Source organism: Pseudomonas sp. Irchel 3H7, from assembly GCF_900187605.1.
In the GTDB taxonomy this organism is placed as follows: Bacteria; Pseudomonadota; Gammaproteobacteria; order Pseudomonadales; family Pseudomonadaceae; genus Aquipseudomonas.
Genome location: NZ_FYEA01000011.1, coordinates 40,027 through 59,818 on the forward strand (window position 1 = coordinate 40,027; position 19,792 = coordinate 59,818).

Below are 19,792 nucleotides of genomic sequence, written 5' to 3' on the forward strand. Positions count from 1 at the left end.
TTCAATTTCTGACTTTCGGTCCTGCAGGGAGTTCTCGAGTTCGCGTTACTTCTCATACATAAAGCCTTTTGCACGAGAATACGAGTAGGGAAATCTGTATACCCCTATCCGATCAAGGAAAAGTGTTTGCTGAGTCACAGCGTCGAGAAAAAAACGATCATGGCTGGCAACCAACAACGTATTGACCCAGCCAACGGTTTGCAAAACATCAACGAGAATATCTGTCCTGTACATATCCAAGTGATTGGTCGGTTCATCAAGGATCAACAGATCAGGCTCGGATATCAGAGCAGCTGCAAACATCAACATTTTGTTCCAGCCACCGCTTAACTCACGGATTTGCAACTACCGATACTTCTTCGGAAATTTCAATGACTCAAAAGTGTAGTCAATTTTCCAGTCATCCACGGCATCCGTGAGATAACCACGCAGAAAAACGTCGCATGTCACATTACCTTGAGCGAGCTCAATCAAACCTCGATGGACATAGAAGGATTTCAGACCTTTTTGTCTGGTCAGTGATCCGCTGTAATCATCTGAACTATCGGAGATACATTTGAGCAGGGACGACTTGCCGGAACCGTTGCTACCCACCAGGCCTAATCGGTCGCCCTCGGCAAGAGACAGCGCCACGCCTTCAAATACCGGTTCTGCGCCGTAACCCAAAGATAAATCTTCCAGTTTAACCAGGGTAGGTATGAAAGGAAGCATGAGACTCTTCCAGTAAAACCAGAACTGTAACGCCTTGCGGATCAAACTGTTTGGACACAGTTCCACAGACTGTTGCGCCCGCTTTAGTCGCCGCAGCGCACAAGAACTCAGTCAGAAAACTTAGGTCGTTTAGTTTTTTCGGAGCGACATTATAAAGCTCGCCAAGAGTGTGCTTTCCGAAGAAAGCTCCAGAGTTGTTTTCCATGCAAGTTCCGTCTGCAAGGTAGAAATTTTTTGCAGACTACATTTGCGTTGAACGATAAGTAAATCCGCAGAAGTGTAACTAAATATTACATTATTTAAAGCACTTCAAAATCATCAACTTAAACTATCAATAGGCGCTAAAAACCCATAACTAACGATTAGCCAGGATGGTGCGACGTCCATTTTGCTGACCTCTATCAGTGCAAAACTTATTTATTGTGACCTGCCAAAATTAACGTTCTGGATAGATACGCTTCGAGTTCCCAGGCGCTTTACAGGTTTCGCCCCAACCGACAACTTTCTGACGTCATTAATCAATCTAAAAAAAGACGTAGATTCACAAATTCATCTATGCGAACAGCGATCATTCACACCTTGTACGGCGCGCCCGGACAGTGCTACGCCGAGCCCCCCACACACCAATGCAGGCGCATTTTTTGTTGCCTGATTTATCATCAACGGCAATACCGCGCGTTTTAAATGCTCTAATTACTCATCGCGTCTCACAGAAGAATCGTTCTCCCATGGATTTCAAACAGCTCTGGCTTACAGCCCAAGACCTCTGGGGCACCCTGGAACAGCATCCGTTTCTGCAATCCGGCCTGGCGCTGATGTTGCTGTTGGTCATCGCGCTAGTGCTCGGACGAGTTGCGCGCTACCTGATCCTGCACGCCAGCCGCATGCTCGGCCGCCAGCCGGCGCTGCACTGGATCAATGACTTTCGCCATAACAAGGTGTTTCAGCGCCTGGCGCAGATGACGCCGTCGTTGGTCATCCAGTTCGGCCTGCATCTGGTGCCGGAATTAAGCAAAACCGCCATGATCTTTCTTGGCAATGTGGCGTTGTCGTTCACCATTCTTTTCCTGCTGCTCTCGGTCAGCGCCCTTCTCAATGCGTCGCTCGACATCTATGCACGTACCGAACACGCCCGGACGCGCTCGATCAAAGGCTACGTGCAACTGGCGAAGATGGTCTTGTATGTGTTCGGCGCGATCATCATCGTCGCCACACTGATCGACCGCTCACCGCTGTTGCTACTGTCTGGTCTGGGTGCAATGTCGGCGGTGATTCTGTTGGTCTACAAGGACACGCTGCTGTCGTTCGTTGCCAGCGTGCAGTTGACCAGCAACGACATGCTGCGTGTCGGCGACTGGATCGAGATGCCACAGGTCGGCGCTGACGGCGATGTGGTCGACATCACCCTGCACACGGTCAAGGTGCAGAATTTCGACAAGACCATCGTCTCGATCCCGACCTGGCGGCTGATGTCCGAGTCATTCAAGAACTGGCGCGGCATGCAGCAATCGGGTGGGCGACGGATCAAGCGCAGCCTGTTCATCGACGCCAGCGGCGTACGTTTCATCCGTGATGACGAGGAGGAAAAGCTCTCCCAAGTGCATCTGCTCACCGATTACATGAGCCGCAAGAAAGCCGAATTAAAAGCGTGGAACGAGGCCCAGGGCAATGTCGCGGCGATGTCGGCTAACCGTCGACGCATGACCAATATCGGCACTTTCCGCGCCTATGCGCTGGCGTATCTGAAGAGTCATCCGGAGATTCAGCCAAACATGACCTGCATGGTGCGGCAGATGCAGACCACTGCGCAGGGCATTCCGCTGGAGATCTACTGCTTCACCCGCACCACGGCGTGGGCCGATTACGAGCGGATTCAGGGGGATATTTTTGATTATCTGCTGGCGGTATTGCCGGAGTTCGGGCTGAGTCTGTATCAGCAGCCGAGTGGTGGGGATTTGCGCTCTGGATTGCTGCCGGCGGTGCTCGGCGCAGCCAGCATTCCTGAACCGCAGAAACACCTCATGTAACCCCACCACTCCTACAGGGGTTATGCAGTGGCTGGGGATTTGCGGATGCCCAGTCGGCTGATCCATACGGCGGCAAGGATGACGCTGCCACCGAGGAACAATCTTCCAAGTTCCTCATGCTGATTCCAGATCAGCAGATTCAGCAGCAACCCCACCGGTACATGCAAATTGTTCATCACCGCCAGCGTGCCGCCGTTGACCATGCACGCGCCCTTGTTCCACCAATACATGCCCAGCGCGGTCGAGACCAGGCCGAGGAACAGCAACACGCCCCACTGCAACGGTGCTTCCGGCAGGAAATTCGCTTTGCCGAACATCAGGAATGCGGGCAACACCACCGCCAGCGCGCCGAGGTAGAAGAAGCCGAAACGCCGGTAATGCGGCAGGTCGCTCGGGTGCTTGGCCACCAGATGCTTGTACATCACCTGGCCCGCGGCGTAGGTGAAGTTGGCCAGTTGCAGGAGCAGGAAGCCCATGAAGAAGTCCGGACTGATGCTGTCGAAGCGAATCACCGCCGCCCCGCTCACCGCCACCAGCGCCGCAATCAGCGCCCATGGGTTGAAGCGGCGGTTCAGCGCATCTTCGATCAGCGTCACGTGCAGCGGCGTGAGGATGGTGAACAGCAACACTTCGGGCACCGTCAGCACCCGGAAGCTCAGGTACAAGCAGACGTAGGTCACGCCGAACTGCAAGGCGCCGATCAGCAGCATGCCGCGCATGAATGAAGGTTCCACCGAGCGCCAGCGGGTCAGTGGAATGAACACCAGCCCGGCCAGCACCACACGCACCAGCACCGCGAAATAGCTGTCGACATGACCGGCCAGGTATTCGCCGATCAGACTGAAGGAAAACGCCTGGATCAGCGTGACAAAAAGTAGATAGCCCATGCTCGCCTCGAAATCGAATGGCGGCGACGATAGCGGTTTTTCCACCCCGCAACCAACAAAAATCCCCCTGTAGGAGCTGCCGCAGGCTGCGGCAGCTCCTACAGGGGATCGGTGAGTTACGGGCAAAAAAAAGCCCGATCTCGCTAATGCGTTCAATCGGGCTACAGCACTCAGGAGCAACAAGTGCAAAGGGAGGTTCGATGCGCGTAGAGCCTTGAAGGGGTTGCGCCAGGTCACTTAAACAATCGGGGATTATCTGGCGATTAACCTATCAAGCGACCTGGGACAGCTTGGCGTTGGCCTGATTCAGGCCTTTCTCCTGGAAGTCGCCACCGAGGTTCATGCCTTCGGCGTGAATGAACGTCACGTCGTTGATGCCGATGAAACCCATGACCTGACGCAGGTACGGTTCCTGATGATCCGCCGGGCCGCCGGCGTAGATGCCGCCGCGAGCGGTGAGCACGTACGCACGTTTGCCGCTGAGCAAGCCTTGCGGGCCGGTTTCGGTGTACTTGAAGGTCACGCCGGCACGCAGCACGTGGTCGAGCCAGGCCTTGAGGGTGCTCGGGATGGCGAAGTTGTACATCGGCGCGGCCATGACCAGCACGTCGGCGGCGAGCAATTCATCGGTCAATTCGTTGGAGCGGTCCAGCGAGGCTTGTTCGCTGTCGTTGCGCTGCTCGGCCGGCTTCATCCAGCCGCCCAGCAGGTTGCTGTCCAGGTGTGGCACCGGGTTCGCGGCGAGGTCACGTACGGTGATCTGATCGTTAGGATGCGCCGCCTTCCACTGACTGATGAAAGTCTGGGTCAGTTGACGGGAAACCGAATCTTGTTGGCGGGCGCTGCTTTCAATGATCAGAACGCGGGACATGGTGTGTAGCCTCCATCCGAGAATGTTGTAGGTCGATGGAGTGAAGGTTAAACAGAGTCGAATCGATGAAAAAGCGCAAATATTTGCTGCAAAGTATCGAATAATTCGTTTAGATGCTGAACCATGCTCCTGTAGGAGTGAGCCTGCTCGCGATAGCGGTGTGTCAGCTACATCTGTGTTAACTGAAACACCGCTATCGCGAGCAGGCTCACTCCTACAGGGATCGGTGTTATTTCGGGCTGCAGGTCAGTTTGATGCGCAGCTTGATGATCTCGCGGGTGAACTTGGCCGTGGCGTTTTTATGTTTGCCGGCCGGTACCTCGATTGTGCGGGTGCGCGGTGCTTCCGGACCATTGCTGAACACCGCTTTGCAGGATGCATCGACATCACCGTAGTTGGCCACCCGAATCGAGCCGATGTCGTTATCGGTGTCGAAGGTTTCGTAATCGATCTTCATGCCATTGAGATCTTTCTGCACATCGATCGGGTACGCAAAAGCAGTCAGCGGAAGCAACGCCAGCAGCACACAACAGAATTTTTTCATTCGGCAGTCTCCATGAGGGACGGCCAGCTTAGGACAAGAGGAGCTATTGATGAAAGCGCCCCGCGTGACCCTGGATCAATGGCGAACATTGCAGGCCGTGGTCGACCACGGCGGATTCGCCCAGGCTGCCGAGGCCTTGCACCGTTCGCAATCGTCGGTGAGTTACACCGTCGCCCGTATGCAGGACCAGCTCGGCGTGCCGTTGCTGCGCATCGATGGGCGTAAAGCCGTGCTCACCGAGGCCGGCGGCGTGTTGCTGCGTCGTTCGCGACAATTGGTGAAACAGGCCAGCCAACTGGAAGACCTTGCCCACCATATGGAACAAGGTTGGGAAGCCGAGGTGCGGCTGGTGGTCGATGCGGCCTACCCGAGCGCACGCATCGTTCGCGCACTGACCGCGTTCATGCCGCAGAGTCGCGGCTGCCGCGTACGTCTGCGTGAAGAAGTATTGTCGGGTGTCGAGGAAGTGCTGCTCGAAGGTGTAGCCGACCTGGCCATCACTGGCCTGAGCATTCCCGGTTACCTCGGTGCGGAATTGAGCGACGTCGAGTTCGTCGCCGTCGCCCATCCCGATCACCCGCTGCATCGACTCAATCGCGAACTGAGCTTTCAGGATCTGGAGACCCAGATGCAAGTGGTGATTCGCGACTCCGGCCGCCAGCAGCCGCGTGATGTCGGCTGGCTCGGCGCCGAACAGCGCTGGACCGTTGGCAGCCTTGCCACGGCTGCCACGTTCGTCAGCAGCGGCCTCGGTTTTGCCTGGCTGCCACGGCACATGATCGAGCGCGAACTGAAAGATGGCTCGCTCAAGCTGCTACCGTTGGACAGGGGCGGCAACCGCAACTCCAGCTTCTATCTGTATTCGAACAAGGACAAACCCTTGGGCCCGGCCACGCAAATCCTCATCGAACTGCTGCGTACCTTCGACACTTTGCCGTTGGACGCACCGTTCGCCGCCCCTGAACAAGCCTGACACGGAGTTCACCGATGGCGTATTTCGAGCACGAAGGTTGCAACCTGCACTACGAGGAATATGGCCACGGTACGCCGTTGCTGCTGGTTCACGGGCTCGGTTCGAGCACACTGGACTGGGAAATGCAGATCCCGGCACTGGCCGCGCATTACCGGGTGATCGTCCCGGATATTCGCGGCCACGGGCGCTCGGACAAACCGCGCGAGCGCTACAGCATCGCCGGTTTCAGTGCCGATATGCTGGCGCTGATCGAGCACTTGAACCTCGGCCCGGTGCACTACGTCGGGCTGTCGATGGGCGGCATGATCGGCTTCCAGTTCGGCGTCGATCAGCCGCAAATGCTGAAAAGCCTGACCATCGTCAACAGCGCACCCGAAGTCAAAATCCGCAGCCGCGACGATTATTGGCAATGGTTCAAACGCTGGAGTCTGATGCGACTGCTGAGCCTCTCCAGCATCGGCAAAGCCCTTGGCGGCAAACTTTTTCCGAAACCGGAACAAGCCGATCTGCGGCAGAAAATGGCCGAACGCTGGGCAAAAAACGACAAACGTGCTTATCTCGCCAGCTTCGATGCGATTGTTGGCTGGGGCGTTCAGGAACGACTTTCCCGAGTGTCCTGTCCAACGCTCGTCATCAGCGCCGACCGTGACTACACGCCTGTCTCGCTGAAAGAAACCTATGTAAAACTGCTGCCGAATGCGCGGCTGGTGGTGATCGCCGATTCGCGCCACGCAACCCCGCTGGATCAACCCGAACGCTTCAACCAAACGCTGCTGGAGTTCCTCGCCGCAGCCGATACTCAATCTCAGGATCACTGACCCATGTTGAAAAAACTCGCCCTCGCCGCTGGTACTGTGCTGTTTGCCGCCAACCTGATGGCTGCCACGCCGGCCAAAGCACCGCACGTGCTGCTGGACACCACCAACGGCCAGATCGAAATCGAACTGGACCCGGTCAAGGCGCCGATCAGTACCAAAAACTTTCTCGATTACGTCAACAGCGGCTTCTACAACAACACCATTTTCCACCGTGTGATCCCGGGCTTTATGGTCCAGGGCGGCGGCTTCACTCAACAGATGCAGCAAAAAGAAACCAAGGCCCCTATCAAGAACGAATCCAAAAACGGCCTGCATAATGTCCGTGGCACACTGTCCATGGCCCGCACCTCTGTACCTGACTCGGCGACCAGCCAGTTCTTCATCAACGTCAAGGACAACGACTTCCTCGACCAAGGCGACGGCTACGCAGTATTCGGCAAAGTGGTCAAAGGCATGGACGTGGTCGACATCATCGTCAACTCGCCAACCACCACCAAAAGCGGCATGAAAGATGTACCTGCCGACCCTGTTTTCATCAAGTCGGCCAAAGTCATCGACTAAGCTGTACAGGGCGTATCGAGCGGCGCTGGCCTGATCCCGCGCCGCTCACACCGATAAAAGGAGAGCCCGTACTCCGGGCGGTTATCTGATGCTCTATCGCCGTTTCGAACAACTGATCGACATATTCCGCGAGGCGCCGACGGCGTCCCCTCCAGATCGCGTCTGGCCCTTCTATACCTATTACCTCAAGCAAGTCTGGCCAAGTTTTGCCGCCCTGCTCGTCGTCGGCCTGTTCGCCGCGTTGATCGAAGTGGCACTGTTCAGTTACCTGAGCCGTATCATCGACCTGGCCCAAGGTACACCGAACCCGAATTTCTTCAGCGACCACGCCCTCGAACTGACGTGGATGCTGGTGGTTGCCCTCGTCCTGCGGCCGATTTTCTTCGGCCTGCACGACCTGCTGGTGCATCAAACCTTGAGCCCCGGCATGACCAGCATGATCCGCTGGCAGAACCACAGCTACGTGCTCAAGCAAAGCCTGAACTTCTTCCAGAACGACTTCGCCGGGCGCATCGCCCAACGCATCATGCAGACCGGCAACTCGCTGCGTGATTCGGCGGTGCAAGCGGTGGATGCGCTGTGGCACGTAGTGATCTACGCAATCAGTTCGCTGGTGTTGTTCGCCGAGGCCGACTGGCGCCTGATGATCCCGCTGCTGACGTGGATCGTCGCCTACATCGGCGCGTTGTATTACTTCGTTCCGCGCGTGAAAGATCGCTCGGTGGAGGCTTCCGATGCGCGCTCGAAACTGATGGGCCGCATCGTCGACGGCTACACCAACATCGCCACGCTGAAGCTGTTCGCCCACACCAACTTCGAACAGCACTACGCCAAGGAAGCCATCGAAGAACAGACCGTCAAAGCGCGAATGGCCGGCCGCGTCGTCACCAGCATGGACGTGGCGATCACTGCCATGAACGGCCTGCTGATCGTCGGCACCACCGCGTTGGCCCTGTGGTTGTGGACGCAGTCGTTGATCACTGTCGGTGCGATTGCCTTGGCCACCGGCCTGGTCATCCGCATCGTCAACATGTCCGGCTGGATCATGTGGGTGGTCACCGGCATTTTCGAAAACATCGGCATGGTCCAGGACGGTTTGCGCACCATCTCGCAACCGGTCAGCGTCACCGATCACGAACAGGCCAAACCGCTGGACGTGGCCCGTGGCGAAGTGCGTTTCGAGCACGTGGATTTTCACTACGGCAAGAAGCGCGGGATCATTGGCGACCTCAACCTGAACATCAAACCGGGCGAAAAAATCGGTTTGATCGGGCCGTCCGGTGCCGGCAAATCAACGCTGGTCAACCTGTTGCTGCGCCTCTACGACGTCGAGGGCGGGCGGATCATGATCGACGGTCAGAACATCGCCGAAGTCGGCCAGGAAAGCCTGCGCGCGCGGATCGGCATGATCACGCAGGACACCTCGCTGCTGCACCGTTCGATCAGGGACAACTTGCTGTACGGTAAACCCGATGCGACCGATGCCGAGTTGTGGGATGCGGTGCACAAGGCGCGCGCCGATGAGTTCATTCCGCTGTTGTCGGACGCTGAAGGTCGTACCGGGTTTGACGCGCATGTCGGTGAGCGCGGGGTGAAATTGTCCGGTGGCCAGCGCCAGCGCATCGCCATTGCGCGGGTACTGCTCAAGGATGCGCCGATCCTGATCATGGACGAAGCGACCTCGGCGCTGGACTCGGAGGTTGAAGCGGCGATTCAGGAAAGTCTGGAAACCCTGATGCAGGGCAAAACCGTAATCGCCATTGCCCACCGTCTCTCGACCATTGCGCGCATGGATCGGCTGGTGGTGCTGGAGAACGGCAAGATTGCCGAGAGCGGCACCCATGCTGAATTGCTCGCCCACCGTGGTCTGTATGCACGGCTATGGGCGCATCAGACCGGGGGGTTTGTCGGCATCGACTGACCCCTCCAAGAGCGTGGGAACGATCACCGCCACAGCCCGCCAACCACGGGCGCTGGCGGTTTTTTTGTGGCCGCTGGAAATCGGCAAAAAGCCTGCTGTACTCAGCCAAGGCTCCGGAACGGAGCCTGTCGTAAGTCTGCAAGGACGCACAACTCGATGCAGTCTCGATAGCAGGGCTATCAAGGACGCCTCTCATGTCTCTGTTCAAACGTTCAGTCACTGAGTTGTTGGGTACGTTCTGGTTGGTATTGGGTGGTTGCGGCAGCGCGGTGATCGCCGCGTCTTCACCGTTGGGAATCGGGGTGCTGGGGGTGGCCCTGGCGTTTGGTCTGACGGTGCTGACCATGGCGTTCGCCATCGGCCACATCAGCGGATGTCACCTCAACCCGGCCGTTTCGGTCGGTCTGTTCGTCGGCGGTCGGTTTCCGGCCAAAGAGCTGCCCGCTTACATCATTGCCCAAGTGCTCGGCGCAATTCTCGCGGCAGCGCTGATTGCGCACATCGCCAGCGGCAAAGAGGGCTTCGATATCGCCGCCGGCCTGGCGTCCAACGGTTATGGCGAACACTCGCCGGGCAAGTATTCGATGGCCGCCGGGTTTGTCACTGAGTTGGTGATGACCGCGATGTTTGTGATCATCATCCTCGGCGCCACCGATAGACGCGCACCACCAGGACTGGCACCGATCGCCATCGGCCTGGGCCTGACGCTGATCCACCTGATCTCGATTCCGGTCACCAACACTTCGGTAAACCCGGCCCGCAGCACGGGGCCGGCACTGATGGTCGGGGGCTGGGCGATCGCGCAACTGTGGATGTTTTGGGTCGCGCCGTTGATTGGCGCGGTGGTCGGTGGCGGGATTTATCGCTGGTTGGGCAAAGAAGAAACCTGAGGGGTGCCTAAGATCCCTTTGTAGGAGCTGCCGAAGGCTCCTACAGGGGATTTATGTCTGACGGTAGGGCAAGGCTGTTTTGGCTTCTTCGGCGTAGGCGAGGATGCCGGCGCGTTCCTGATGCAGGAAATCTTTCACTGCTGCTTTCAGACCTGGATGCCGCAGATAATGCCAAGAGTGGGTGATCACCGGTTCAAACCCACGAATCAGCTTGTGCTCGCCCTGAGCGCCAGCATCGAAACGCTGATAACCCTGTGCAATCGCGTAATCCATGCCCTGATAAAAACAGGTCTCGAAGTGCAGTCGATCAAACTCCGCCAGACAACCCCAATAGCGGCCGTAGAAACTGTCGCCACCGACCAGACTGAAGGCCATCGCCACCGGCCGTGAGCCCTGTTTGGCCAAGACCACGCGGATTGCCTCGGGCATGCGCTCGGCCAGCAGACTGAAGAACTCTCGCGTCAGGTAGGGCGTTTGCCGACGCACCGCATAGGTATTGGCGTAACAGGCGTAGACAAAATCCCACTGTGCCTCGTCCAGCTCGCGCCCCTCCAGCCATTCGAACTCAAAGCCCTGCCCCGCCACCTGCTCGCGTTCCTTGCGCATCTGCTTGCGCTTGCGCGAACTGAGCACGTCGAGGAAATCCTGGAAGTCACGATACCCACGATTCTGCCAGTGATACTGACAGCCGATGCGTTGCAGCCAGTCCGGTTGTTCGGCCATCGCCGCGTCGGTAAACGGGTCGGTGAAATTGATGTGCGCGCTGGAAAGCCCTTCAATTTCCAGATAGCCGGGCAGGCTCTTGAGCAGTTCAAAACCGTCTTCGACATTGGCCGCCAACAAGCGCGGGCCGCTGACCGGACTGAATGGTACGGCGCTCAACAGTTTGGGGTAGTAATCGATGCCGGCGCGGGCGCAGGCGTCGGCCCAGCCATGATCGAACACGTACTCGCCGTAGGAATGCCACTTGCGATAACTGGGTAACGCGGCGATCAGACGATCATCTTCGATGTGCAGCAAATGCTCAGGTTGCCAGCCGGTGTGGGGGCCAACGCTGCCGCTGTCTTCCAGCGCGCTGAGAAAGGCATGGCGCAGAAATGGCTGGGTTTCAGGCACCAGCGCATCCCAGCTTGCGGGAGCGATTTGCGACAGGTTTTGCAGGCGTTGCAACGGCATCAAAAAGCTCTCCACAACAGGACTTCAGCGCCCGGCGAGTATCGCCGATTGCGCGGCATTGCACACCCGCAATCGGCCGACAGCGCTCTAGATCAATAGTTCAGGGCGAATCGATATCGTCATCAACCTGCCATCACTGTGCCACTGCTCTGTCATAAACCATCGCGATACTGGCGCCTGTTTTTAGAGCGCCGGGTTCTACCCGGACACTGTTTTCCGACGCTCGAATCGTCGGTTGTGCCCCGGATGGCTGTGCCATCCCCTCTCATCTTCGGAGATTGCTATGCGTCTTGCTTCCACGAAAACTGCGGCGGCCCTGTGCGGTGGCTTGTTGCTGGCCATGAGTGTTCCGGCCAGTGCTGCAGTCGACGCCAAACTGCTCGACATGCTCAAGGCTAACGGTTCCATTTCCCAGGCGCAGTACATCGAACTGCAAACTGAACTGGCCAAGGATCAGAAGGCTCAGCAAATCGCGCAGCAGGCGCAGCAAGAGACCAACGAACAAGTCGCTGCTGTTGCGAAGAAGACCAACGAGCAAAGCGTCTTCGACCAGAAACTCGCTTGGGCCGCGAAGACCCAGTTCAAGGGCGATGTGCGGATCCGTCAGGAAACCATCAAGATCGACGGCGAACCGAACAACGGTGGCCGCGACAAGGATCGTCAGCGCATCCGTGCCCGTCTGGGTGCCTACACCGAGATCAACCCGCAAGTCGACACCGGCATCCGTATCGCCACCGGCGGCGGCGATGATGCCCGTTCGACCAACCAGGACCAGGACAACTACTTCGACAAGAAGCAGATCTGGCTCGACCTGGGTTACATCGACTACCACCCTGATCAGATCAAGAACCTGCACATCATTGGCGGCAAGATGCTCCAGCCGTGGGTCAGCATGGGCGACGTGATCTGGGACAGCGACATCAACCCGGAAGGTCTGGCCGTTACCTACAAATACCCGTTGGGCAGCAGCGCCGAATTGTTCGGCAGCCTGGGTAACTACAACCTCAAGGACAACGTCGACGGCGATGGCGTGCAATTCCGTCACGACCTGCGTCTGACCGCTGGCCAGTTGGGTAGCCGCTTCAACATCACCGACAACCTGAAAGTCACCTTGGGCGGCAGTGTCTACGCCTACCAGAACGACGAAGACAGCCGCTGCACCGGCACTTCCACACCGTGCGCCCTGGCGGTCAACGGCAACTCGGCCAACAACGAGTTCCGTCTGTATGAAGGGTTCAGCCAGGTTGATATCGGCGGTCTGCCGATGCCGCTGTCGTTCTACGGTCAGTACGTGAAGAACAACGATGCCGTAACCGATCAGGACACCGCGTGGCTGTTGGGTGCCAAGTCGAAAGTCTTCGGCCTGAACCTCGATTACAACTATCGTGACGTGCAGCGCAACGCTGTGGTCGGCGCCTTCACCGACTCTGACTTCGCCAACGGCACCACCGGTTCGCGTGGCCACAAGTTCAAGGTCGGTTACGACATCGACAAGAACTTCGCCATTGGCGCGACGTACTTCCTGACCAAGGCCGACTTCGCCAGCCGTACCCAGCGTGACGCTGACGCCAACACCCTGCAGCTGGATGCGGAAGCCAAGTTCTAAAACGCTTCACCCTTTAGCCCGGTGCGGGCGGGACGATCCCCATCATCCGTTCGTTTCGCTCGCGCCGGGCTATTTCTGCAGGATGCAAAAATCCCCTGTAGGAGCTGCCGAAGGCTCGGGCCGCGATCGGACGATCGTTTGATCTTGATCTTAAAAAAGATCAAAAGATCGCAGCCTCGTTTCACTCGACAGCGCCTACAGGGGATTATCTTTTCGTCGTTGCTCGGCCAGACGTTCGGCCAGTTCTTCGACGCCTTCTTCCGGATTCTCCGGCAGCGCCTTCAAGGTCGCTTGCATCAAACGCATCTGACGAATGAAACGCCGACAGTTCGGGCAAAACATCAGGTGATGACGCACCATCAGCTTTTCGCGAAAGCTCAATTGGCCATCGAGATAATCACTGGAGCGCGCCACTTGTTCCTTACAGGTCAGCATTCTCCGGTCTCCTCAAAATGCTCCACGGTCGCGAAGACTTTCAGCCGCGCACGATGCAGCAGCACACGGACATTGGAGAGCGAGATCTCCAGAAGATTACAGATCTCCTCCAGCTCCAATCCCTGGCGCTCGCGCAACAGCAAAACGCTGCTTTGCAGTTCCGACAGGCTCAGCAGTGTGTGCTCGAGACAGTCGCGCAATTCGCCTTCAGTGAGCAGCGCTTCGGGGGTGTCCTGGTGCCAGGCGAATGGAGCGACCAGCCAATGGCCGTCACCGGGAGAAAAGCGGTCGTCGTCGATCGTGCCATGAGGCGATGGCAAATCATCCATCAACACTTCCCGGCGATTTTGCTTATAACGACTTTTGGCCGAGTTGGCCGTGATGGTCAACAGCCAGGTCTTGAGACTGGAGCGGCCTTCGAAGCTGGCAATGTGACGCACCACCGACAACCAGGCGTCCTGCACCACTTCTTCGACGTGACGCTGGCCGACAATCGCATACGCCACAGCGCGCATGGCGCTCTGATACGTCGTCACCAGTTCCTTGAAAGCCTGTTGCTCGCCCGCCAGCAGGCGCGCAAGCAGTTGGGTGTCGTCAGCCGCCATCCAGAAATTTCCTTGTGCCGATTCCGAAAATGATAGCGGCAGGTCTTCACCTGCCGCCATTTCCGAAAAATTACAGCGTTTGAGCCGATTCGGATGTAGGAAAGGTCGGCGCGATTAAGAGGAAATTAAACCTCTTTTCAACGCTTGCGCAGAATCACGCTGCCGATCGAATAGCCCGCACCGAACGAACTCAAGACAGCCAGCGAACCGGCAGCCAGATCGTCCTGATATTTGTGGAAGGCAATCACCGAACCGGCGGAGCTGGTATTGGCATAAGTATCGAGAATCACCGGCGCTTCTTCTTCGGTGGCCTCGCGGCCGAGCAGTTTGCGCACGATCAGGTGGTTCATGCTCAGGTTGGCCTGGTGCAGCCAGAAACGTTTCACATCGCCGACATTGAGCTGGTTCTCTTGCAGATGCTCGCCAATAAGTTCGGCAACCATCGGGCAGACATCCTTGAACACCTTGCGGCCTTCCTGCACGAACAGCTTGTCGCGGGTACCGATACCCTCTTCCGCTGCGCGGTTGAGGAAGCCGAAGTTGTTGCGGATGTTGTTGGAGAACTTGGTCAGCAGTTTGGTGCTGACCACGTCGAACTGGTGCTTGGACGTCGCAGTGTCAGCACGCTCGATGATCACCGCAGTCGCGGCGTCGCCGAAGATGAAGTGGCTGTCGCGGTCGCGGAAGTTCAGGTGACCGGTGCAGACTTCCGGGTTGACCATCAGGATCGCCCGGGCCTGGCCCAGTTGCACGCTGTTGGCCGCTGCCTGAATGCCGAAGGTCGCCGAGGAGCAGGCCACGTTCATGTCAAAACCAAAGCCTTGAATGCCCAAGGCTTCCTGGACTTCGATGGCGATGGCCGGGTAAGCGCGTTGCAGGTTGGAACAGGCAACGATCACACCGTCGATGTCAGCGGCAGTTTTGCCGGCGCGTTGCAGGGCCTGTTCGGCAGCGCCAATGGCCATTTGGCAAAGCACCGACCATTCGTCGTTGGAACGCTCCGGCAGGCGTGGGGCCATGCGTTGTGGATCAAGGATGCCGTCCTTGTCCATGACAAAGCGGCTCTTGATGCCAGAAGCCTTTTCGATGAACGCGGCGCTGGATTCGGTCAGGGCCTGGACTTCGCCGCTGGCAATGGCCTCGGCGTTGTCGGCGTTGAACTGGGCGACGTAGGCGTTGAAAGACTGCACCAGCTCTTCGTTGGAGATGCTGTTGGCCGGGGTGTACAGGCCGGTGCCGCTGATGACGACGTTATGCATGGTCGTTTCTCTAATCTGTTCAGGCAGAAAGTGCTGGAACCGTCGTACCAACACACAAAGGGTCTATTCCCATCCGGGGGACGCAAACCTGGCATCGCTTTATTCCGTCTCGCACCACGGCCGAAGGCTCTGGGTCGCGAAACCGGCGTTTATGGTCGCGAAGTTTGCCATAAACGCAGGATTTTGGCGCCTTTCTCAAACACAACCCAAATCCCAATGTGGGAGCGAGCCTGCTCGCGATTGCGTCGTATCAGTCGCTATTGCGTTGACTGACACTCTGCTTTCGCGAGCAGGCTCGCTCCCACAGGGGATTGCGCATGGCTCAAGGTCAGGGTTCGACCTGGCTCCACTGTTTGTTCAGGCGTTTGTCGGAAATCGGCACTTTGGTGCCCAACTGTTGGGCAAACAGCGACACGCGGTATTCCTCCAGCCACCAGCGATACAGCTCAAGCTGCGGGTCGCGTTTGCCTTCCTGCGCATGTTTGGCGGCACGGGTCTGGTATTGCGCCCAGAGACCGGCAAGTTCGCCGCTCCAGACACGATCCTTCTGCACCTGCGCGGCGAGTTTTTCGAAACGCTGCTCGACCGCTTTCAGATAGCGCGGCAACTCTTTGAGCCACTGCATCGGCGTCTCGCGGACGAAACCCGGATACACCAGATTGTTGATCTGCTGCTTGATGTCATTCAGCGCCACGGCTTGCGCCAGATCGATCTTGCCCTTGAAGCGCTTTTGCAGGCCGTGCCAGAGCTTGAGAATCTCCAGCGTCAACCGGGCCACGCGCTCGGCGTGCTCGGTCCAGTTGCCGCGTTTGCGCTCGGCCAATGCCGCCAACCCGGCGCCATCACGGGGCAACGGGTCTTCGCCTTCAAGAATGCAGCTATCGAGACTGGCCAGCAGAATGTCTTCAACCAGCGCATCAACGCGGCCCAGCTCGCGATAGAGCAAGCCCAGTTCGGTCTGCCCCGGCAACTTGCCGCGCAGGAACTTGGCCGGCTCCGCCAATTGCTGCAGCAACAAACGCTGCAAGGCGCGACGATGCTGGAACTCAGCCTCGGCCGGGGTCGAGAAGCGCCCTTCCTTGACCGTACCGCCCTCTTCGACCAGTGCCGGATACACCGTCATCGACAGCCCGGCGATCTTCTGCTGGGTCTTTTCCGCCACCGGCGCGAAGACTTTCGCCTCCACCGGTTGCTGGCTTTTCGCGCTCTGTGGCACGGCCAGTGCAGCCTGACTGGCTTCGGCAAACCGCGCAGTCAGCTCGGCCAGGTCGCGACCTTCACCGAGGAATTTGCCCTGACCATCGACGATTTCCAGGTTCATCCGCAGATGCCCTTCGACGCCTTGCTCAGCTTCTGCCCACGCCTCATCGCTGACCCGCGCGCCGGTCATGCGCAGCAATTCGCGGCCCAGCGCTTGCGGCAACGAACCTTCAGCAAAGGTCATGCGTTGCAAGGCAGCCTTGATGAAGTCTGGCACCGGCACGAAGTTCTTGCGCAAGGCTTTGGGCAGGTTGCGCACGAGGGCGATGCACTTGGCTTCGATCATCCCCGGCACCAGCCATTCCAGGCGCTCCGGCGGCAGCATCGGCAACAGCGGTGCCGGTACGCGCAGGGTCACACCGTCACGCGGGTGATTGGGCTCGAAGTGGTAGGTCAGTGCCAACTCCAGATCGCCGATGTGCAACGTATCCGGGTAATCCCGCGCGGTGACTTCACTGGCCTCGCGGGCCAACACGTCTTCTTCGCGCATGATCAACAGCTGCGGATTCTTCTGGCTGTTGATCCGGTACCAACTGTCGAAGGTCGCGGTCTGGTGAATCTCCGCCGGCAGCCGCGCATCGTAAAACGCATACAAGGTTTCTTCGTCGGCGAGAATGTCGCGGCGACGAGCCTTGGCTTCCAGTTCGTCGAGCTGTTCCAGCAGTTGCTGGTTGGCGGTCAGGCACTTGGCTTTCGACTGAATCTCGCCACGCACCAGACCTTCGCGGATAAACAGCTCCCGCGAAACCACCGGATCCACCGGGCCGTAATGCACCGGGCGGCGGCCGACCACGATCAGCCCGAACAGGGTGATCTGTTCAAACGCCACGACCTGACCGCGCTTCTTCTCCCAGTGCGGTTCGAAATGGTTTTTCTTGATCAAGTGCCCGGCCAGCGGCTCGATCCAGTCGGCGTCGATCTTGGCGACCATGCGCGCGTAAAGCTTGGTGGTTTCCACCAGTTCGGCGGTCATCAGCCATTGCGGACGCTTCTTGCCGATGCCCGACGACGGATGAATCCAGAAGCGTCGCTGACGCGCACCGAGGTAGTCGCCGTCTTCGGTTTTCTGGCCGATCTGGCTGAGCAACCCGACCAGCACGGCTTTGTGCAGTTTCGGATAATCCGCCGGCTCTTTATTCAGGCTCAACTGCATGTCGCGGCAGATCAGGCTCAACTGGCGGTGAGAATCACGCCACTCGCGCAGACGCAGGTAGTTGAGGAAATTCTTGCGGCACCAATTGCGCAATGGGCTTGCGGTCAACGCCTGGCGCTGCTCTTCAAAACCGCGCCACAGATTCACCAGACCGGCGAAGTCCGAATCGACATCCTTCCACTGTGCGTGAGCCTGATCGGCCGCTTGCTGACGCTCCGGCGGGCGTTCGCGCGGGTCCTGGATCGACATGGCGCTGGCGACGATCAACACTTCCTGCAGGCTGCCGAGCTTGGCCGCTTCAAGCAACATGCGGCCCATGCGCGGGTCGACCGGCAGGCGTGCCAACTGACGACCGAGCGGCGTCAGCTGGCTGTTGCGATCGACTGCCGAGAGTTCTTGCAGCAGGTTGAAACCGTCGCTGATCGCCTTGCCATCCGGCGGCTCGATGAACGGGAACGCGGTGATCTCGCCGAGGCGCAGATGCAGCATCTGCAAAATTACAGCGGCGAGGTTGGTGCGCAGAATCTCCGGGTCAGTGAACTCCGGGCGCCCATTAAAATCTTCTTCGCTGTACAACCGAATGCAGATGCCCGGCTCGACCCGGCCGCAGCGACCTTTACGTTGATTGGCGCTGGCCTGGGAAATCGCCTCGATCGGCAAGCGCTGGACTTTGGCGCGATAGCTGTAGCGGCTGATGCGCGCGGTGCCGCTGTCGATCACGTAGCGGATGCCCGGCACGGTCAGCGAAGTCTCGGCAACGTTGGTCGCCAGCACCACGCGACGGCCCGGGTGCGACTGGAAAATCCGCTGCTGTTCGGCCGGCGACAGGCGCGCGTACAACGGCAGAATTTCAGTGTGTTTGATTTGCGCTTTGCGCAGCATGTCGGCGGCGTCACGAATCTCGCGCTCGCCGGGCAAGAACACCAGCACATCACCGGGACTGCGACGCTCGCTGCGCTCGTAAGCGGCGATTTCGTCGAGGGTCGCGAGGATCGCCTGATCCACCGTCAGGTCATCCTCGACGCGGTTGCCCTCCTCGTCCTGCTCCAACGTCAGCGGGCGATACCAGGTGTCCACCGGGAAAGTGCGACCGGACACTTCAACAATCGGCGCATCATCGAAGTGCTTGGAGAAGCGCTCCAGATCGATGGTCGCCGAAGTGATGATGACTTTCAGATCCGGGCGACGCGGCAGCAGGGTTTTCAGGTAACCGAGCAGGAAATCGATGTTGAGGCTGCGTTCGTGGGCTTCGTCGACGATGATCGTGTCGTAGCGTTCGAGGTAGCGGTCGTTCTGGGTTTCCGCGAGCAGGATGCCGTCGGTCATCAGCTTGATCAGGGTGTTGGAATCGCTTTGATCCTCGAACCGCACCTGATAGCCGACCAGCGCACCGAGCGGCGTGCCGAGTTCTTCGGCGACGCGGCTGGCGACGCTGCGAGCAGCGATTCGGCGCGGTTGGGTGTGGCCGATCAGACCGTGCTGACCGCGACCGATTTCCAGGCAGATTTTCGGCAACTGGGTGGTTTTGCCCGACCCGGTTTCGCCGGCGATGATCAACACCTGATGCTTTTCCAGCGCCTTCTTGATCTCGTCGCGCTTGGCCGCAATCGGCAGACTGTCGTCATAACGAATCACCGGCAGGCTGGCCTTGCGCGCCAGCACCTGATCACAGGACGCCTGCATGCGCGTCACCCACTGGGCCAGTTTGTCCTCGTCAGGCTTCTTGCGCAGCTCAAGCAACTGCCGCCGCAGCCGGTGACGGTCGGCAAGCATGGCGTGATCGAGGTTTTTCAGCAGTTTGTCGATGGAGGGCGATTCGTCGGTCATCGGGTAGGCAATTCGGTCGTCTATATGTGCAGGGGGCGGATTGTCGCAGATTTGGCGGATTTGTGGCGTGTCAGGGGGATTGCGGCCCTCACCCTAGCCCTCTCCCTGAGGGAGAGGGGACCAATTGGGGGATGCTTCAAAGGTACATCGACCTGAAAGAGCTTTGCCGAACCCATAATCGCCAAAATCTTTCAGGTCAATGTTTGGCGCAAGACAACTCGGTCGGCTCCCTCTCCCTCTGGGAGAGGGTTGGGGTGAGGGTTTCAGG

General features: G+C 58.4%; 18 protein-coding genes. 7 read left to right on the plus strand and 11 right to left on the minus strand.

Annotated elements, in window-relative coordinates; all coding sequences use genetic code 11:
* Positions 1-45: 45 nt before the first annotated feature.
* The 3 genes from CKW38_RS30430 to CKW38_RS20825 are packed head-to-tail and all read right to left on the minus strand — an operon-like array spanning position 46 to position 916.
* Complete coding sequence (locus CKW38_RS30430; RefSeq protein ID WP_256588421.1) at positions 46-345, minus strand: ATP-binding cassette domain-containing protein; 300 nt, start codon at positions 343-345, stop codon at positions 46-48.
* On the minus strand, positions 346-711 hold the full coding sequence (locus tag CKW38_RS30435; protein ID WP_256588422.1) for an ATP-binding cassette domain-containing protein: 366 nt from the start codon (positions 709-711) through the stop codon (positions 346-348).
* Positions 683-916 carry an S-adenosylmethionine decarboxylase family protein gene (locus tag CKW38_RS20825; RefSeq protein WP_256588423.1) on the minus strand — a complete coding sequence of 78 codons (234 nt, stop codon included), beginning with the start codon at positions 914-916 and terminating at the stop codon, positions 683-685. The genes CKW38_RS30435 and CKW38_RS20825 overlap by 29 nt, the downstream gene beginning before the upstream one ends.
* Positions 917-1,439: 523 nt before the next feature.
* Here CKW38_RS20825 and CKW38_RS20830 point away from each other — a divergent pair.
* Entirely contained in the window at positions 1,440-2,738 is a 1,299-nt protein-coding gene (locus CKW38_RS20830) for a mechanosensitive ion channel family protein (protein ID WP_007914447.1), read from the plus strand.
* Positions 2,739-2,758: 20 nt separating this feature from the next.
* Here CKW38_RS20830 and CKW38_RS20835 read toward each other — a convergent pair whose 3' ends face one another.
* The 3 genes from CKW38_RS20835 to CKW38_RS20845 form a co-directional block, all read right to left on the minus strand.
* Positions 2,759-3,625, minus strand: a complete 867-nt coding sequence (locus tag CKW38_RS20835; RefSeq protein WP_007914446.1) for a carboxylate/amino acid/amine transporter — start codon at positions 3,623-3,625, stop codon at positions 2,759-2,761.
* Between the two features lie 271 nt (positions 3,626-3,896).
* A complete protein-coding gene (locus CKW38_RS20840) occupies positions 3,897-4,496 on the minus strand; it encodes an FMN-dependent NADH-azoreductase (protein ID WP_007914445.1) in 600 nt (199 codons plus the stop codon).
* A 229-nt stretch (positions 4,497-4,725) separates the two neighbouring features.
* Positions 4,726-5,040 carry a 3-phosphoglycerate kinase gene (locus tag CKW38_RS20845; protein ID WP_095113746.1) on the minus strand — a complete coding sequence of 105 codons (315 nt, stop codon included), beginning with the start codon at positions 5,038-5,040 and terminating at the stop codon, positions 4,726-4,728.
* 49 nt (positions 5,041-5,089) lie between these two features.
* On the opposite strand from CKW38_RS20845, the gene CKW38_RS20850 reads away from it, so the two are divergent.
* The 5 genes from CKW38_RS20850 (at position 5,090) to aqpZ (ending at position 10,203) form a co-directional block, all read left to right on the plus strand.
* Positions 5,090-6,013 (plus strand): LysR family transcriptional regulator, encoded by a 924-nt coding sequence (locus tag CKW38_RS20850; RefSeq protein ID WP_007914443.1) that lies wholly within the window; start codon positions 5,090-5,092, stop codon positions 6,011-6,013.
* 14 nt (positions 6,014-6,027) lie between these two features.
* The gene (locus CKW38_RS20855; protein WP_095113747.1) at positions 6,028-6,831 is read left to right on the plus strand and encodes an alpha/beta fold hydrolase; all 804 of its coding nucleotides are present in this window, start codon (positions 6,028-6,030) and stop codon (positions 6,829-6,831) included.
* A 3-nt stretch (positions 6,832-6,834) separates the two neighbouring features.
* Entirely contained in the window at positions 6,835-7,392 is a 558-nt protein-coding gene (locus CKW38_RS20860; protein ID WP_007914440.1) for a peptidylprolyl isomerase A, read from the plus strand.
* An 88-nt stretch (positions 7,393-7,480) separates the two neighbouring features.
* Positions 7,481-9,313 (plus strand): ABC transporter ATP-binding protein, encoded by a 1,833-nt coding sequence (locus tag CKW38_RS20865; RefSeq protein ID WP_007914438.1) that lies wholly within the window; start codon positions 7,481-7,483, stop codon positions 9,311-9,313.
* A 194-nt stretch (positions 9,314-9,507) separates the two neighbouring features.
* A complete protein-coding gene (aqpZ, locus tag CKW38_RS20870) occupies positions 9,508-10,203 on the plus strand; it encodes an aquaporin Z (protein ID WP_064586473.1) in 696 nt (231 codons plus the stop codon).
* Between the two features lie 51 nt (positions 10,204-10,254).
* On the opposite strand, the gene CKW38_RS20875 is transcribed toward aqpZ, so the two are convergent.
* Positions 10,255-11,379: a GNAT family N-acetyltransferase gene (locus CKW38_RS20875; protein ID WP_095113748.1), complete on the minus strand. Its 1,125-nt coding sequence runs from the start codon at positions 11,377-11,379 to the stop codon at positions 10,255-10,257.
* Positions 11,380-11,662: 283 nt separating this feature from the next.
* Here CKW38_RS20875 and CKW38_RS20880 point away from each other — a divergent pair, with 283 nt between their 5' ends.
* Positions 11,663-12,985 (plus strand): putative porin, encoded by a 1,323-nt coding sequence (locus CKW38_RS20880; protein WP_007914428.1) that lies wholly within the window; start codon positions 11,663-11,665, stop codon positions 12,983-12,985.
* Positions 12,986-13,180: 195 nt separating this feature from the next.
* Here the strand turns inward: CKW38_RS20880 and CKW38_RS20885 are convergent, their stop codons facing one another.
* From CKW38_RS20885 to hrpA, 4 genes are all read right to left on the minus strand, one after another.
* Positions 13,181-13,420: an anti-sigma factor gene (locus CKW38_RS20885; RefSeq protein ID WP_095113749.1), complete on the minus strand. Its 240-nt coding sequence runs from the start codon at positions 13,418-13,420 to the stop codon at positions 13,181-13,183.
* Positions 13,414-14,025, minus strand: coding sequence for an RNA polymerase sigma factor (locus tag CKW38_RS20890; RefSeq protein ID WP_007914424.1), 612 nt, complete (start codon positions 14,023-14,025; stop codon positions 13,414-13,416). The genes CKW38_RS20885 and CKW38_RS20890 overlap by 7 nt, the downstream gene beginning before the upstream one ends.
* 137 nt (positions 14,026-14,162) lie before the next feature.
* Positions 14,163-15,284: a beta-ketoacyl-ACP synthase III gene (locus CKW38_RS20895; protein ID WP_007914423.1), complete on the minus strand. Its 1,122-nt coding sequence runs from the start codon at positions 15,282-15,284 to the stop codon at positions 14,163-14,165.
* Positions 15,285-15,612: 328 nt separating this feature from the next.
* Positions 15,613-19,524: an ATP-dependent RNA helicase HrpA gene (hrpA, locus tag CKW38_RS20900; protein ID WP_095113750.1), complete on the minus strand. Its 3,912-nt coding sequence runs from the start codon at positions 19,522-19,524 to the stop codon at positions 15,613-15,615.
* Positions 19,525-19,792: the final 268 nt, after the last annotated feature.